We start from the raw sequence: 13836 nt of genomic DNA, 5'->3' as shown, positions 1-13836 counted from the left end.
GCCGGGGGCGGGGCCGGTCGCGGCGCGGGGCCGGGTGTCGAGTGTGGTCATGTCCGGATCTCCCGTCAGCTCGCGAGCGCGGTCAAGGGCAGCGGCTGTGGATGCGGCTGTCGCTGGGGTTGCGGCAGGGCTACGGCGGTGGCGGCGGCCCTCGGGGCCGTGAGCAGCGGGTCGATCCGCAGGTCGCGTACGTCCAGGGGTGCCACCAGCGCCCGCAGCGCGGGCTCCGCGAGCCGGATCCAGGGCTGGTCCGCTCCCAGGACGGCCCGCAGCCGCGCCGGGTCGGTGAACGCGACGGCGGTCCTGCCGCCGACCGGCGTCCGGAACAGGCGGGTCACGCAGCCGTGGGCGCCCGGCCGGACGGGCACGCAGAGGCGTCCGGCCGGGAAGGGTTCCCCGGGCTCGGGATCGTCTCCGTACAGGGCGTCTGCCATGGGTTCCTCCCGAAGGGCGAGAACGGGTCTCCGACGCGGTCGCGCCGGGGTGTCTCCGACGCTATGCCCGGTGATCACCACGCCGGGGGCCGTCCTGACGCCCCCCTGACGCGCGGGGACCGTTTGCATACACCCCGCTGACGCGCCCGCGTGCCCACGTGCTCCCTCCCGGCAGCGCGGGGCGGGGCTTGCCCCGGCGCTTCACTCCTCCCGCCCATCGGCGCGCCGCCCGCGGAGGGGCGCCGGCGGGGCGCCGGACCGGGACAGCCCGGAGCCTTTTTCGCAGGTCACGAGGGCTTCCGCATTCCCCTCCCGCGATCGGATTTCCCATGGCAGTCATGGGAATGCGCAGGGAAAGGTCTTTCGGACGCGGCTACGTTCGAAGACATCGCCATACCGGCGCCCGCGCGGCGCCGGACCACCGATCCTCGGCCGGAACCCGGCCCACAGCCTCCCGGGAGAACCCTCATGCCCCAGATCCTCTTCGTCCTGACCGGTACCGACGTCTGGACCCTGGCCGACGGGACCAAGCACCCGACGGGCTTCTGGGCCGAGGAGGCGGCGGCGCCGTACCGGGCGTTCACGGACGCCGGGTACGAGGTCGTCGTCGCCACCCCCGGCGGCGTCGTCCCGACCGTCGACCGGAGCAGCCTCGCCCCGGAGGTCAACGGCGGCCAGGACGGCGCCGACAAGGTCACCGCCGTCCTCGACTCGTTCACCGCGCTCCGGCACCCGGTCCGTCTGGAGGACGTGGACCTGGCCGACTACGCGGCCGTCTTCTATCCGGGCGGACACGGCCCGATGGAGGACCTCGCGGTCGACGCCACCTCGGGCCGGCTGCTGGTCGACGCCCTGGACTCCGGCAAGCCGCTGGCCATCGTCTGCCACGGCCCGGCCGCGCTGCTCGCCGCCGTCAGGGACGACGGCACCAACGCCTTCGCCGGCTACCAGGTGGCCGCGTTCACCAACGACGAGGAGACGCAGTCCGGCTTCGCCGACAAGGCGAAGTGGCTGCTGGAGACCCGGCTCGGTGAGGCGGGCGTCGAGGTCCAGGCCGGCGAGCCGTGGGCGCCGAAGGTGGTCGTCGACCGCAACCTCGTCACCGGCCAGAACCCGGCCTCCTCGGCCCCGCTCGCGGACCGGGTCCTGAAGGAACTGGGCTGATTCGACCGCCCGTACGGACCGTCACGGCCCGGCGGGCGGCGGGTGTGGGGGTGCCGACGCACCGCGACGGCGCCCGCACGGGGTGCGGGCGCCGTCGGCAGGGGTCGCCGTCAGGCGGACAGGTCAGGGTCAGCCCCGGACGATGTTCTCCGCCTGCGGGCCCTTCTGGCCCTGGGTGATGTCGAAGGTCACGGCTTCGCCCTCGGTCAGCTCGCGGTAGCCGTTGCCCGAGATGTTGGAGTAGTGGGCGAAGACGTCCGGTCCGCCGCCGTCCTGGGCGATGAAGCCGAAGCCCTTCTCGGAGTTGAACCACTTCACGGTGCCGCTGGCCATGCTCGTCCTTCTGGTCAGTCCGGCGACGGTCCGGGGTGGGGCCGTCGCGACGCCCTTCCACGGGCGCCACTCGGGTCCTCCCCCGACACATCGCCGCCTACACCCACCGATCCGATCTTGTTACATCCGAAGGGGCGGCCGGGGGCCCGCGGAGGGCGTTTCGCCCGGGTAGCGACCATCTCGCCGGTCGGCCCGGCCTCGGCTCAGCGGTTGACGATCTTGCGTACGTTCTCGATGTCGCCGCATCCCGAGGCGAGTTGGCGGGCGCGCTCCTCCAGGAAGGCGCCGGCCAGTTCGGCCCGCCGCTCGTCGGGGACGTTCTCCCGGGCGCCGTTCAGGATCGTGCGCTCCTCCTCGTCGAGGTGGTGGGTGACCGCTTCTACGAGGTCCTCCAGCTTCTCGTCCCACGTTTCGGAGCCGACCTCGTCGACCTCAAGGAGGGCGAGGAGGGCCTCGTTGCCCTCGGCGTGCTCCTCCGAACCGTGCTCCACCTCGTCGTCGTCGATGTCGCGGAACCGCTTGAGCGCTCCGTACACCTTGTTCTCCTCGGCTTCGCCGTGCGCCACGAGCAGGGCGGAGAACTCCTCCAGGGCGGCGGCACGGTCGGCCTCCACGCTCCGCATGCGGCGGAACAGGTCCTCCATCGTGCGGTGGTCCGCGAGGATGGCCGCGACGACATCCTGGGCTTCCTTGCTTCCGTGGCTCACGTCGTTCTCCTCGATCCTCGGCGATTCCGGCACCCCTCCCGGCGAAGCCATCATGGCCGGGGGCCCTCGATCCGGCGGCTACCCCCGGCCGTGCGGGTCAATCGCGCCCACCCGTCCGGGTCAGGGGCAGGTGGTAGAGGGCGAACGCGCGGCCGATCACGGGCTGGGCGACGTTGCGGACGCGGACACCGCCGGCCGTCAGGCCGTGCTCCGTGCCCAGGTGGGCGTGTCCGTGGACCGCCAGGTCGGCGCCGCACGCGTCGATGGCCTCCGCCAGGAGGTAGCTGCCCAGGAAGGCGTGGATCTCCACCGGTTCTCCCACGAGCGTGTCGGGGACCGGCGCGTAGTGGGTGAGGGCGATCCTGGCCCCGCACCCGTCCGCGGCCAGCTCCGCGAGGGCGCCGTGCAGGCCTTCGGCGGCGCGGCGCGCGGTCCGGACGAACTCCTTCATCACGGGTTCGCCGAACTCCCCCGCGCTGCGGCCCGCGAAGCCGCCGCAGAATCCCTTCGCTCCGGCGATCCCCACCGTGCCCCCGTCGACCGGGAGGGTCACGCTCCCTCCCTCCAGGACGCTGACGCCCGCCCCGGTGAGGACGCGGGCGACCTCCTCCTCCTGGTCCGCGTGGTGGTCGTGGTTCCCGAGGACCGCGACGACCGGGACGCCCAGGTCCCGTACCTCCGCCGCGACGACCTCCGCCTCCGCGACGGTGCCGTGCCGGGTGAGGTCGCCCGCGAGCAGGAGGACGTCGGCGCAGAGCGGCAGGGTCGCGAAGGAGGGCCGCAGCAGGCCGCCGGACTCCTCGCCCAGGTGGATGTCGCCGACGGCCGCCACCCGGACGACGGGGCCGTCCTGCCGCCCGTGGGTCTTCTCGTGCCCTTCGCCGGATGCCGGGCCGGCGCCCGGGCCGGGCGCCCCCGGCCCGCCGGGGCTCACCGGCTCGCCGACGGGGCTCACCGCAGCTCCTCGTGGTGGTCGGGGGGCTCCGCGCCGGCGACCACGAGGGCCTCGTGGAACGGGATGCCGGTCAGTTCGGCCTCCGCGATGCGGAGGATCTCCTCGCGGCGGTCGGCCGTCGGGAGGGTGCCCGTCAGGAGGAGGATCTCCCCGCGCACCTCGATGCGGACGCCGAGCTCGGCCACCTCGCCGCGCGTGAGCCGCTCCCTGAAACGGGCGACCCGGTACTCGTACTCCTCGCCGCTCATGCGGTGTCTCCGTTTCCGGTCGGTGCGACCGCTCCGGCCCCGACGGTCGCGAAAGGCGCCGTGCCGAGGTGGCGGAGGAGGTCGGCTGCGTCGTCGTACACGGCGGCGGCGCCCGCCTCTCCCAGGTCCGCGCGGGGAATGCCGCCGCACAGCAGTCCGACGGGGACGACGCTCGCGTGCCGGGCGGCCTTCATGTCCCAGACGCTGTCCCCGACGAACACGGACCGCTCCGCCGCCGCGCCGACCAGCGAGAGCGCGTGCTCGACCGGGTCCGGCGCGGGCTTGCCCTCCGCCACGTCGTCGGAGGTGGCCGTGGCCACGATCGCGTCGTCCGCGTCCAATGCCGCGCGCAGGGCCTGTAGTTCGCGGTCCTTGGCCGAGGTCACCAGGACCACCTGCCAGCCACTCCTCGCGAGGGTCCGCAGCAGGTCCCCCGCGCCCTCGAAGGCCCGGAGCCTTTCGAACCACGCGCCGTACAGAGCGTCGTGGGCGGCGCTGAGGCGCTCGTCCTCCGACCGGTCCCGGTCGCCGCCGAGCAGGTGGTCGAGGAGCTTCGCCCCGGGCAGTCCGATGGCCCGGTGGACGGCGTGCGTCGGGACGTCGTGGCCGCCCTGTCTCAGTCCCTCCCACCAGGCGACGACGTGCAGGGCGTTGGAGTCGACGAGGGTTCCGTCGACGTCGAACAGCGCGGCGCGGTTCATGTCTGCGGCTCCTTGGGGCGGTCGGCGGTCGTGGTCTGCGCGCCCCCGCCGCACCGCTCCGGGGGCGCGGTCCGCGGCACGGGCGGACCTCTCCTCACGGGCCGTGATCGGGGGGGAGACTCTTCACAGACGGTCGTCGTGCGGGGGCGGCAGCGGCCACGAGTCCTTCGCCTCCTGCGGGGTCGGGCGCACCGGAGTGTCGCCCCCTGCCGTCGGCGCGTCCTCGGACGCGGCACCACCGGGACGGGCCGGTCCGCTCCCGCCGCCGGTCGTGTGGGCATGCTCCTCGACGTGTCCCTTGAACCGCTTCAGGTCCCCCCTGACCTGGCGGTCGAGCACGCCCATCACCTGGGCCGCCTTCTCCGCCATGCCGTGCGGCTCGACCTGCATGGCGAGCCGGACACGGGTGTGCGTCTCGTCGAGCGGCTGGAAGCTGACGACGCCGTGCTGCCGGACGTCACCGGCGACCGTGCGCCACGCGACGCGTTCGTCGGGAAGCCGGTCGACGACCTCGGTGTCGAACTCGCGGCGCACCCCGGCGACCTTGGTCCGCCAGTGGAAGTGCCGGTCGTCGGTCCGCCGGACCTCCTCGACGCCCTCCATGAACGTGGGGAAGTCCTCGAACCGGGTCCACTGGTCGTACGCGGCCCGGAGGGGAACGTCCACATCGATCGTCTGCTCCACCGTGCTCATGATCCTTCCTCCTCCACGCGTCGCGAGGTGCCGCGGTCCACCCCCGCGGCTACCCGGCGACACACCCCTCATGCGTGCCCGCGCGCGGGCGCTCCGGACGACGGTGCGCGCGGCGGGGCGGCGGGCCGCCGCCGTGTCGCCCAGGATTGGAGTCGGTCGATCCGGGAAAGCGCGCGGTGTCGACGCAGGCGTGACGACGGGAGCGGAAATGAACCTCGCGGAAGGCCGGGCCTCTCAGGGGGAGGGGGGAGCGGGCGAGCGGACGGCCGCGCTCCCCGAGGACCACACCCAGGCGATCCTGGAGACGACGAAGCAGGTCGGAGCCGTCCTGAAGGCTTCGGGTCTCCCCTTCGCACTGGTCGGCAGCGTCGCCGTGTACGCGCACGGCATCCCGGTGCGGCTTCAGCACGACACCGACTTCGCGGTCCGCCGGGAGGACGCCGACGCCGTCACCGCGGCCCTGCTCGAGAACGGCGTGCGGATCGTCGACCCTCCCGAGGACTGGCTGGTGAAGGCGCGCTCGGGAGGCGAGCACATCGACCTGATCTTCTCCCTCGCGGGCCGGCCGGTGACCAGCGAACTCCTCGCCCGGGCCGCGACCCTTCCCGTGGACTCGGTCCACATGCCGGTGCTGGACCCGACCGACCTGATGGTCTCCCGGCTCCTCGCCCTGTCCGAGCACCACTGCGACTTCGGCCCCCTGCTGCCCGTGGCCCGGGGGCTGCGCGAGCGCGTCGCCTGGGCACGCGTACGCGAGGAGACGGACGGCGCGCCCATGGCAGCCGCCTTTCTGTACCTGCTCGAACTCCTGGACGTCCTGCCGCGCCGCGAGGACGCCCCGGTGGGGCCCTCCGCCCCGTCCGATCCATCGGAAGCGGTGTTTACGCAGCCGAAAAACGGCTAACCGCGAGACAACGAGCCAGAGAGCGAGGCACACCATGATCCTTCTCGGAGTCATCCTCCTCATCATCGGATTCGCCGCCGGCATCTCGATTCTGTGGACCATCGGAATCATCCTGGTCGCGATCGGCGCCGTCCTGTGGATCCTCGGAGCCCTCGGACACGCCGTGGGAGGCCGGCGTCACTACTGGTGACCTTGTCCGGCGGGGGCGCGCCCGGCCGATGGGCGCCCGAGAGTAACCCCGGACCCGCACAGCCGTTGGGCGTGGCGTGCAGACGTCAGCAGCCCACGCCCCCCAGTCCGTCGCCGCGGTCGGCGAGCCCCCGCCCGTCCCCTTCCTCCTCACGGCGGAACGGGGGCGGGCGGCCCGCAGACTCCTGGGTCACGTCGCCTCGCTGCCCCTCCCCGGACCCGAGGCCCGGCTCTTCGCCGTCATGGTGACGATCCGGGCCSCGCYGGGCGGGGTCGGCAACGTCACCGGAATGGATCTGAACGCCCTCCGGCTGAGTGACCCGCACGAGACCGTCACCGCCCTGCGGGGCCTCGGATGGCAGATCGCGGACTCCATCTTCGACAGCGATCCCGCGGCTCCGCCGACCTCCGTGACCGTTCCCGAACTGTCCACCCCGCCCACGGAGGGCGATCACCCCCTGCCCCTGGGGCGGGAGAGCCGGTCCCGTGTGTCGGGATGGACGGCGAGGACCATGTCGGCGAAGCCACTGAAGAAGCTGCCCCCGGCCGCGCGGCTCGCGGCCCTGTTCCTCGCCGCGCACGGCACCGCCGAACGGCTCGAACCCCTTCCCGCGGACCTGCCCGCCGCGTGCCTTTCCGCGCTTCCGGCACTCGTGGAAAAGGGCTTCCTCGCTGAACTCTCCGGCGACGCCTATCGCCTCGACCCGCGGGTGGGCCATCTGGCGGGGGTGCGCGTGCCCGCCGAGGACGATACGGCCCCGGGAGACGGCTCCGCGGCCGCGCGGACGACGAAGTTCCGGTTCGACGCGGACGCCTGGTCGGCGTGGAAGGACGAGGCCAGCCCCGCACTCCGCCGGCACGTCCGGAGCGTCGAGGACTGCGCCCTGTGCGCGTTCGCCGCCCCCGCGATCGCCCAGGCCTTCACGACGTGCGCCCAGGCCGGTCCCCCGACCTCGTCCACCCGGCTCCGCCACCGGCAGTGGCAGGAGGCGCACCCCGAGCCGGGCCCCCGGGCCGCCGCGTTCACCGTGGACTTCCGCGCCCGGCACGGGCACGGCCCCTCCTTCCGGCAGCTGAGCAGGGGGATGGACTGGAAGGTGAGCCGCGAGGTCCGCGGCCTCGTCGTCGAGCAGCTGATGCGGGACGGCTGGCTCACCGGTACCGGCACCGTTCCCTGGACCCTGCGCCCCGGCCCGGCCGCCCAGGAGCAGGGCATCACGCTGCCGGCGGCACGCACGGCGGAGGCGCCGGTGCCGCGCCCCTCGTAGCCCCGCCCTCGTCACCGCGAGCGGCCCGGCCGCCGGATGGATCCGGGGCGGCGGGCCGCGGCATGGGTCGCCCGGGCCGGGGCAGGCGGAGTCCAGGCGGGCCGACCACCCGCCGCGTACGGAGAAGGGAGGGCGGCGGGCCGCAGCGGTCGCCGTCCCCCGCCTACCGGAGGAGTTGATTGCACGTGACCGAGAACGTGTGGAGCTACAAGTCCACCGCGGGCCATCTGTCCGGTACCGATCTGACGGGCTACAAGGTCGAGGCGACCGACGGCAGCATCGGGAAGGTGGACAAGCACTCCGACGAGGTCGACGACGCCTATCTGGTCGTGGACACCGGCGTCTGGATCTTCGGCAAGGAGGTCCTCCTCCCGGCCGGCACCGTGGTCCGGATCGACCCGGAGGAGCGGAAGGTCTACGTCGACGGGACGAAGGAGCAGATCAAGGACGCTCCCGAGTTCCAGCGCGACCTGCATCTGCACGACGCCGACTACCGCAGCCAGTTGGGCACGTACTACGTGATGGGTGGCCCGTTCGGCAACCGCCTGGTCTGAGAGCGGCGTTCGCCCGCGCACATCCGGACCGCACCGGCAGGCGCGCCCCCGGAGGCCCGGACTCGACGAGTCCGGGCCTCCGCCGTGGGCGGACGCCCTCCCAACGCCGACCGGACCGAACGAAGTTGGCCTGACAGGTACATGACGGATGGGGTCGTGGGAGCTTACCGTCGGAGAGCCCCGGAGGACGGGCGGGGCCGACCTCCCCGGGTCGGCCGTCACCCACGCCCTCCTCCCGCACTCCCGGTCCCGCCGGGACCGGGTCCCCCACGAGTGAAGGAGCAGCATGTCGCTCTACACCTGGCTGAGGACGGCCACCGCCTCCGTCGCGGTCGTCCTGGCCACGGCGACGGCCACGACGGCGAATGCCGCACCCGCCCCCACGACCGAACCGGCGGCCGCGGCCGCCGTGGTGACACTGCGCTACGACGACAGCCGGGCCGGCGGCTGGGAGGCCGCCATCGCCGCGGGCGTCGCCTCCTGGAACGCCAACGTCGACAACGTCAGGCTGGTCGAGGCCGCACCGGGCACCCGGGCGGAGATAGTGATCGTGGCGACCACCGGTTGGCCGCAGGCCCAGCTGGGGCCCGTCCGTCCGGGCCGGCAGGTCCGGGTCGAACTCGGCAGCCAGGCGGTGACCCAGGGGTACGACAAGACCCGCATCGCCGCCCATGAGCTCGGCCACAGTCTGGGCCTCCCGGACACCAAGCCCGGCCCGTGCACACAGTTGATGTCGGGGTCGAGCGCCGGTACGGCCTGCCGGAACGCCGTTCCCAACGCGACCGAGCAGGCCCGGGTGGAGTCCTTCTACGCCAACGGAGTGGCAGCGCACGTCGCGACCGACGGCCGCGTCCTGGTCGACGCCCCGTAAGCCGCGCCCCGTGGTACGGGGGCGGTGGACCGGCCGGTCCACCGCCCCCGTACTCCTCCCCCGCCGTGCGCCGCCTCATAGACGTCCTCTAGACGTCCTCGCGCTGCCCCCACGGGGACCCGTAAGCGGTGAGGAGATCGAGGAAGGGGCGCGCCGGAAGGGCCTCCGGGCCGAGGACGCCCCGTCCGGTCCAGGCGCCGGTGGCCAGGAGCTCCAGGGCGACGACGGGGTTGACGGCCGTCTGCCAGACGACGGCCTGGGAGCCGTACTCCTTCATCGACCACTGGTTGTCGACCACGTGGTAGAGGTACGTCTCGCGCGGCGCGCCGTCCTTCGTGCCCTTGACCCAGGTGCCGGCGCAGGTCTTGCCGGTCATCCGCTCGCCCAGCGTCGCGGGGTCGGGGAGGCAGGCCGCGACGACGTCGCGCGGGGAGACCCGCACCGGCCCGTCCGCGCCGGGCACCGTCACCGCGGCGGTGGAGTCGAGGCCCAGCTCGTGGAGGGTCTTGAGCTTGGCGATGAAGTCGTCGCCGAGTCCGTACTTGAAGGTCACGCGGCGCGCGTCGACCCAGCGCGGGACCAGCAGCACCTCCTCGTGCTCGACGTTCACGCACTCCACCGGCCCGATACCCTCGGGGAAGTCGAACACCTCGGGCTCGCTGAACGGGGCGGTGGTGAACCAGCCCCGCTCCCGCTCGTAGACCACGGGCGGGTTGAGACACTCCTCGATGGTGGTCCAGATGCTGAAGGACGGGGCGAAGTCGTAGCCCTCGACGGTCAGGTTCGCGCCGTCGCGGATGCCGATCTCCTCGATCTCGTCGAAGAGTTCGTCGGCGGCGTAGCGGGCGAACACGTCGGAGAGACCCGGCTCGACGCCCATGCCCACCAGGGCCAGCCTGCCGCTCTCCTCCCAGCGCCCCGCGAGCTCGAACTGCTCGTCGCCGAGCTTCACGCCGCACTCCTCGTACGGGCGGTCCGGATGCGGCGCTGACAGAGACATGGCCATGTCCAGGTAGTGGGTGCCGGCCTCCAGGGCGGCCCGGAAGAGCGGCATCACGAACCTGGGGTCGGTGGCGTTGAGCAGCACGTCGCAGTCGTGCTCGGCGAGCGCCCGGCGCACCGCCTCCTGGTCGGAGGCGTCCAGGCGGAGCGCGCTGAAGCGGTCGCCGCGCCCGCCCAGGGCGGCGACGGCGGCTTCGGCGCGGGCGAGGTCGTAGTCGGCGACCACCATGTGGCCGAGGAAGTCCCTGCGGGCCGCGATGCGGGTGGCGGCGGTGCCGACGCCGCCCGCGCCGACGAGAAGTACGCGCACGTCATTCAACCTTCCTTGCGGGAGGCGGACGCCTCCGGGCAGGGCTGATGCAACGGGAGGGGACAGGTTAAGGTCAATGGCGTTGGCATAAGGCGCGCCGCGGTTCGTGTCGCGGCCCGCGACCCGCGTGCGGGCGACCCTGGGCCCGCGTACGGGCGGCGCGCGACCGCCGTACGGGTGGAGGGCCCGTCCGGCGGCGGAGGCGAGGGAGCGGGCGTGGCGAAGCAGGTGGTTCCGGAGGGGTCGCGCCGTCGGCGGCGGCCCACGCACGGCGGCGCCGTGCTGTCGGAGGAGATCTACGTACGGGCGGCCCTGCGGGTGCTGCGGGAGCACGGGGGCGCCGGGTTGACGGCCCGCCGTCTGGGGACGGCGGTCGGGGCCGACCCCAGCACCCTCTACCGGTACTTCGCCGGGATGGACGACCTGACCCGGGCCATCGGCGACGAGCTGATGGGGCGGGCGCTCGACGGCTGGGCGGAGACCGGGGACTGGCGGGCCGACCTGCGGGCCCTCGGGCTGGCCCTGCACGCCTCCTACCTCGCCCATCCGCAGGCGGCGGTGCTCACCGCCAGCCGGGTGAGCGGCCGGCCGCGCGAGATCGCGGTGGACGAGGCGGTCCTCGGCATCCTGCGGGGTGCGGGCCTGTCCGATCCGGCGGCGGTCCGCACGTACCACGCGTTCATCGACCAGAGCCTCGCCTTCGCGGCCCTGGACGCGGGCTCACTGGCCCTGACCGACGAGGCGCGCGCGGAGGACGAGGCGATGTGGCGGTCGACGTACGCGCGGCTGCCGGCCGCCTCGCACCCCCACATCGCGGCCACGGCGGGGCTTCTCGCCCGGAGCATGCCGCACAGCGCCTACCCGGCGGTCCTGGAGATGCTGCTCGACCACACGGCAGGGCAGCTCGCGCGGGCGGAGGCCTGACGTCACATCGCATCGCCCGCGGGCGCCAGCGTGTACGTACGGGAGGACGTGTAGAACGCGAGGGCCGCCTTGCCCTGTTCGCGCGGGCCGTGGCCGGACTGTTTGGCCCCGCCGAACGGCAGGTGGAAGTCGACGCCCGTGGTGGGGGCGTTGATCCGGATCATGCCCGTGTCGACGAGGTCCAGTCCGTACAGGGCCGCGTCGAGGTCGGCCGTGTGGACCGAGGTGACGAGGCCGTACGGCACGGAGTTGGTGATCCGCACCGCGTGGGCGAGGTCGTCGGCGGGGAGCAGCGCGGCGACGGGCCCGAACACCTCCTCGTCGAGCAGTCGGTGACCCGGGGGGACCTTCTCGACCAGGGTCGGGGCCGCGTACCAGCCGGGGGCGTCGGGCACGGTGGCGCCGGCGAGGGCGGAGAGTCCCTGCCAGGCGCGGACCACCCGGTCCCGCGCGGCCTCGTGGACGAGCGGTCCGCAGACGGTCCCCGGGTCCGCCGGGTCACCGGTGCGGATCGCGCGGAAGGCCTCGGAGAGGGCCTCGCGCAGGGGGTCGAGCGCGGCGCCGACCGCGACGATCCGGCTGGTGGCGGTGCACTTCTGGCCGGCGAACCCGGCGACGGCGGCGGCGATGTGGGCCGCGGCCCGGCCGATGTCCGCGTCGGGCAGGACGATCGCCGCGTTCAGACCGCCCAACTCGGCCTGCACGGGGACCCCGCGGACCGTCGCCTCCCGGACGACGGCCCGTCCGACGGGGGTGGAGCCGGTGAAGGAGACGACGTCGGCCGTGGAGACCAGGGCGTGGCCCTCGGTGGGGCCGCCGGGCAGCACGGTGAACACCCGCTCCGGCAGGGCCTTCTCGACGATCTCGGCGAGGCGCCGGGCGCACGCGGTGGCTTCGGGCGCCGGTTTGAGGACGACCGTGTTGCCGACCGCGAGGGCCGGCGCGGCCTTCCAACTCGGGATGGCGAAGGGGAAGTTCCAGGGGGTCACGAGCCCGGCGACACCGTGCGGGCGGCGCCGGTGGATCAGGAGCCCGGGGCCGGACGCGGTGTCGTGGACGGAGCCGGTGGGTTCGAAGGGCGCCTGGGCGTAGTAGCGCCAGACGGCGGTCGTGCGCGCGACCTCGGCACGGGCCTCGGCGAGGGGCTTGCCGACCTCGCGCACGGCGAGGGCGGCGAGTTCGTCGGCCGCGGCCTCCAGCGCGGTGGCGACGGCGCCGAGCGCGGCCGAGCGGGCGGCGGCGCCCGCGCGCAGCCAGCCCGGCTGGGCGGCCCGGGCCCGTTCGACGGCGTCGGCGACGGCGAACGCGCCCGGCGCCGGCAGGCGCAGGAGGACGTCGGCGGGGTCGGCCGGGTTGCGGGATTCGAGGGTGGACCTGTCGGTGCTCACAGGAGGAAGCCTCCGGGGAAGGGGTCGTCCGGGTCGAGGAAGTACTGCGCGGTGCCGGTGATCCAGGCGCGGCCGGTGACGGTCGGGACGACGGCGGGCAGGCCGCCGACCTCCGTGGCGCCGGTGAGCCGGCCGGTGAACCGGGTGCCGATGAAGGACTCGTTGACGAAGTCGCGGTCGAGCGGGAGTTCGCCGCGGGCGTGGAGCTGGGCCATGCGCGCGCTGGTGCCGGTTCCGCACGGGGAGCGGTCGAACCAGCCGGGGTGGATGGCCATGGCGTGCCGCGAGTGGGTGGCGTCGGAGCCGGGCGCGGTCAGGTAGACGTGCTTGAGCCCGGCGATCTCGGGGTGGGTGGGAGGGCGTCCGCCCACGGCGGAGGCCCGGACTCGTCGAGTCCGGGCCTCCGGGGGCGCGCCTGCCGGTGCGGTCCGGGGAGGCGTTGATCGCGTCCATGATCGCGAGTCCGGCGTCGAGCAGGTCGTCCTTGCGGTCGCGGTCGAAGGGCAGGCCGAGGTCGTCGAGGGGGACGAAGGCGTAGAAGTTGCCGCCGAAGGCGAGGTCGTAGGTGATCTTGCCGTGGCCGGGGACGTCGACCGTGCGGTCCAGGCCGACGCTGAAGGCGGGCACGTTGGTGAAGGTGGCGGACGTGGCAGCGCCGTCCTCGACCCGTACGTCGACGGAGACGAGCCCGGCGGGGGTGTCCAGGCGGACGGTGGTGACCGGTTCGACGACGGGGACCATGCCGGTCTCGACGAGGACGGTGGCGACGCCGATGGTGCCGTGTCCGCACATCGGCAGGAGGCCCGAGACCTCGATGTAGAGCACGCCGTAGTCGGCGTCGGGCCGGGTGGGCGGCTGGAGGATCGCGCCGCTCATCGCCGCGTGTCCGCGCGGCTCGTACATGAGGAGCGTCCTCAGGTGGTCGAGGTGCTCGATGAAGTGGAGCCTGCGCTCGGCCATGGTGGCGCCGGGTATCACTCCGACGCCGCCGGTGACGACCCGGGTGGGCATGCCCTCGGTGTGGGAGTCGACTGCGTGGAAGACGTGACGCGTACGCACGGGGTTCCTCTCGGTGGGCGGTCGGGACGGGCGGCGGCCGGGTCTCCCCGGCGACCGGTGGGGTCCCGCGGTGGCGGCGTCAGCGGTGGCCGTCGGCGACGGCCTTCTCGGTGGCGGTGCGTACGGCGGTCG

General features: G+C 73.9%; 16 protein-coding genes and 1 pseudogene. 7 read left to right on the top strand and 10 right to left on the bottom strand.

Annotated elements, in window-relative coordinates; all coding sequences use genetic code 11:
• Positions 1 to 65 precede the first annotated feature (65 nt).
• Positions 66 to 434 (bottom strand): SAV_915 family protein, encoded by a 369-nt coding sequence (locus tag EAO70_RS15320; protein WP_261992873.1) that lies wholly within the window; start codon positions 432 to 434, stop codon positions 66 to 68.
• 468 nt (positions 435 to 902) lie between these two features.
• On the opposite strand from EAO70_RS15320, the gene EAO70_RS15315 reads away from it, so the two are divergent.
• The gene (locus EAO70_RS15315; protein ID WP_148003542.1) at positions 903 to 1598 is read left to right on the top strand and encodes a type 1 glutamine amidotransferase domain-containing protein; all 696 of its coding nucleotides are present in this window, start codon (positions 903 to 905) and stop codon (positions 1596 to 1598) included.
• A 129-nt stretch (positions 1599 to 1727) separates the two neighbouring features.
• On the opposite strand, the gene EAO70_RS15310 is transcribed toward EAO70_RS15315, so the two are convergent.
• The 6 genes from EAO70_RS15310 to EAO70_RS15285 form a co-directional block, all read right to left on the bottom strand.
• The gene (locus EAO70_RS15310; protein ID WP_030213732.1) at positions 1728 to 1931 is read right to left on the bottom strand and encodes a cold-shock protein; all 204 of its coding nucleotides are present in this window, start codon (positions 1929 to 1931) and stop codon (positions 1728 to 1730) included.
• Between the two features lie 203 nt (positions 1932 to 2134).
• Positions 2135 to 2638 carry a hemerythrin domain-containing protein gene (locus EAO70_RS15305; RefSeq protein WP_261992872.1) on the bottom strand — a complete coding sequence of 168 codons (504 nt, stop codon included), beginning with the start codon at positions 2636 to 2638 and terminating at the stop codon, positions 2135 to 2137.
• Positions 2639 to 2735: 97 nt separating this feature from the next.
• A complete protein-coding gene (locus EAO70_RS15300; RefSeq protein WP_148003543.1) occupies positions 2736 to 3470 on the bottom strand; it encodes a metallophosphoesterase in 735 nt (244 codons plus the stop codon).
• 119 nt (positions 3471 to 3589) lie between these two features.
• The gene (locus tag EAO70_RS15295) at positions 3590 to 3841 is read right to left on the bottom strand and encodes a hypothetical protein (protein WP_148003541.1); all 252 of its coding nucleotides are present in this window, start codon (positions 3839 to 3841) and stop codon (positions 3590 to 3592) included.
• Positions 3838 to 4542, bottom strand: coding sequence for an HAD family hydrolase (locus EAO70_RS15290; RefSeq protein WP_148003540.1), 705 nt, complete (start codon positions 4540 to 4542; stop codon positions 3838 to 3840). The genes EAO70_RS15295 and EAO70_RS15290 overlap by 4 nt, the downstream gene beginning before the upstream one ends.
• 123 nt (positions 4543 to 4665) lie before the next feature.
• Positions 4666 to 5235, bottom strand: a complete 570-nt coding sequence (locus EAO70_RS15285; protein WP_148003539.1) for an SRPBCC family protein — start codon at positions 5233 to 5235, stop codon at positions 4666 to 4668.
• 208 nt (positions 5236 to 5443) lie between these two features.
• On the opposite strand from EAO70_RS15285, the gene EAO70_RS15280 reads away from it, so the two are divergent.
• The 5 genes from EAO70_RS15280 to EAO70_RS15265 all read left to right on the top strand — a co-directional run bounded on the left by EAO70_RS15280 (position 5444) and on the right by EAO70_RS15265 (position 9021).
• Positions 5444 to 6139, top strand: a complete 696-nt coding sequence (locus tag EAO70_RS15280; protein WP_148003538.1) for a nucleotidyltransferase family protein — start codon at positions 5444 to 5446, stop codon at positions 6137 to 6139.
• Between the two features lie 34 nt (positions 6140 to 6173).
• Positions 6174 to 6329, top strand: coding sequence for a DUF6131 family protein (locus EAO70_RS37920; protein WP_187283895.1), 156 nt, complete (start codon positions 6174 to 6176; stop codon positions 6327 to 6329).
• Between the two features lie 76 nt (positions 6330 to 6405).
• A complete protein-coding gene (locus tag EAO70_RS15275) occupies positions 6406 to 7596 on the top strand; it encodes a hypothetical protein (RefSeq protein ID WP_148003537.1) in 1191 nt (396 codons plus the stop codon).
• Positions 7597 to 7781: 185 nt separating this feature from the next.
• On the top strand, positions 7782 to 8150 hold the full coding sequence (locus EAO70_RS15270; protein ID WP_148003536.1) for a PRC-barrel domain-containing protein: 369 nt from the start codon (positions 7782 to 7784) through the stop codon (positions 8148 to 8150).
• A 286-nt stretch (positions 8151 to 8436) separates the two neighbouring features.
• The gene (locus EAO70_RS15265; RefSeq protein ID WP_148003535.1) at positions 8437 to 9021 is read left to right on the top strand and encodes a snapalysin family zinc-dependent metalloprotease; all 585 of its coding nucleotides are present in this window, start codon (positions 8437 to 8439) and stop codon (positions 9019 to 9021) included.
• Between the two features lie 88 nt (positions 9022 to 9109).
• Here the strand turns inward: EAO70_RS15265 and EAO70_RS15260 are convergent, their stop codons facing one another.
• Complete coding sequence (locus tag EAO70_RS15260) at positions 9110 to 10333, bottom strand: saccharopine dehydrogenase family protein (RefSeq protein ID WP_148003534.1); 1224 nt, start codon at positions 10331 to 10333, stop codon at positions 9110 to 9112.
• Between the two features lie 216 nt (positions 10334 to 10549).
• Between EAO70_RS15260 and EAO70_RS15255 the strand changes: the two genes are divergently transcribed.
• Positions 10550 to 11257, top strand: a complete 708-nt coding sequence (locus EAO70_RS15255; RefSeq protein ID WP_148003533.1) for a TetR/AcrR family transcriptional regulator — start codon at positions 10550 to 10552, stop codon at positions 11255 to 11257.
• A gap of 2 nt (positions 11258 to 11259) precedes the next feature.
• Here the strand turns inward: EAO70_RS15255 and EAO70_RS15250 are convergent, their stop codons facing one another.
• Positions 11260 to 12645 carry an aldehyde dehydrogenase family protein gene (locus EAO70_RS15250; protein WP_148003532.1) on the bottom strand — a complete coding sequence of 462 codons (1386 nt, stop codon included), beginning with the start codon at positions 12643 to 12645 and terminating at the stop codon, positions 11260 to 11262.
• Positions 12642 to 13704, bottom strand: a pseudogene (locus tag EAO70_RS15245) (proline racemase family protein). The gene EAO70_RS15250 and the pseudogene EAO70_RS15245 overlap by 4 nt, the downstream one beginning before the upstream one ends.
• Positions 13705 to 13836: the final 132 nt, after the last annotated feature.

Origin of the sequence: Streptomyces sp. adm13(2018), from assembly GCF_008042145.1 — a bacterium.
In the GTDB taxonomy this organism is placed as follows: domain Bacteria; phylum Actinomycetota; class Actinomycetes; order Streptomycetales; family Streptomycetaceae; genus Streptomyces.
Note: the sequence above shows the minus strand (reverse complement) of the source record. Positions and strands in the feature narration are given on the sequence as shown.

Bases quoted from the DNA above. Each gene is read 5' to 3' on its own strand.
- EAO70_RS15320 (WP_261992873.1), bottom strand. From the start codon at position 434: ATGGCAGACGCCCTGTACGGAGACGATCCCGAGCCCGGGGAACCCTTC.
- EAO70_RS15315 (WP_148003542.1), top strand. From the start codon at position 903: ATGCCCCAGATCCTCTTCGTCCTGACCGGTACCGACGTCTGGACCCTG.
- EAO70_RS15310 (WP_030213732.1), bottom strand. From the start codon at position 1,931: ATGGCCAGCGGCACCGTGAAGTGGTTCAACTCCGAGAAGGGCTTCGGC.
- EAO70_RS15295 (WP_148003541.1), bottom strand. From the start codon at position 3,841: ATGAGCGGCGAGGAGTACGAGTACCGGGTCGCCCGTTTCAGGGAGCGG.
- EAO70_RS15290 (WP_148003540.1), bottom strand. From the start codon at position 4,542: ATGAACCGCGCCGCGCTGTTCGACGTCGACGGAACCCTCGTCGACTCC.
- EAO70_RS15285 (WP_148003539.1), bottom strand. From the start codon at position 5,235: ATGAGCACGGTGGAGCAGACGATCGATGTGGACGTTCCCCTCCGGGCC.
- EAO70_RS15280 (WP_148003538.1), top strand. From the start codon at position 5,444: ATGAACCTCGCGGAAGGCCGGGCCTCTCAGGGGGAGGGGGGAGCGGGC.
- EAO70_RS37920 (WP_187283895.1), top strand. From the start codon at position 6,174: ATGATCCTTCTCGGAGTCATCCTCCTCATCATCGGATTCGCCGCCGGC.
- EAO70_RS15265 (WP_148003535.1), top strand. From the start codon at position 8,437: ATGTCGCTCTACACCTGGCTGAGGACGGCCACCGCCTCCGTCGCGGTC.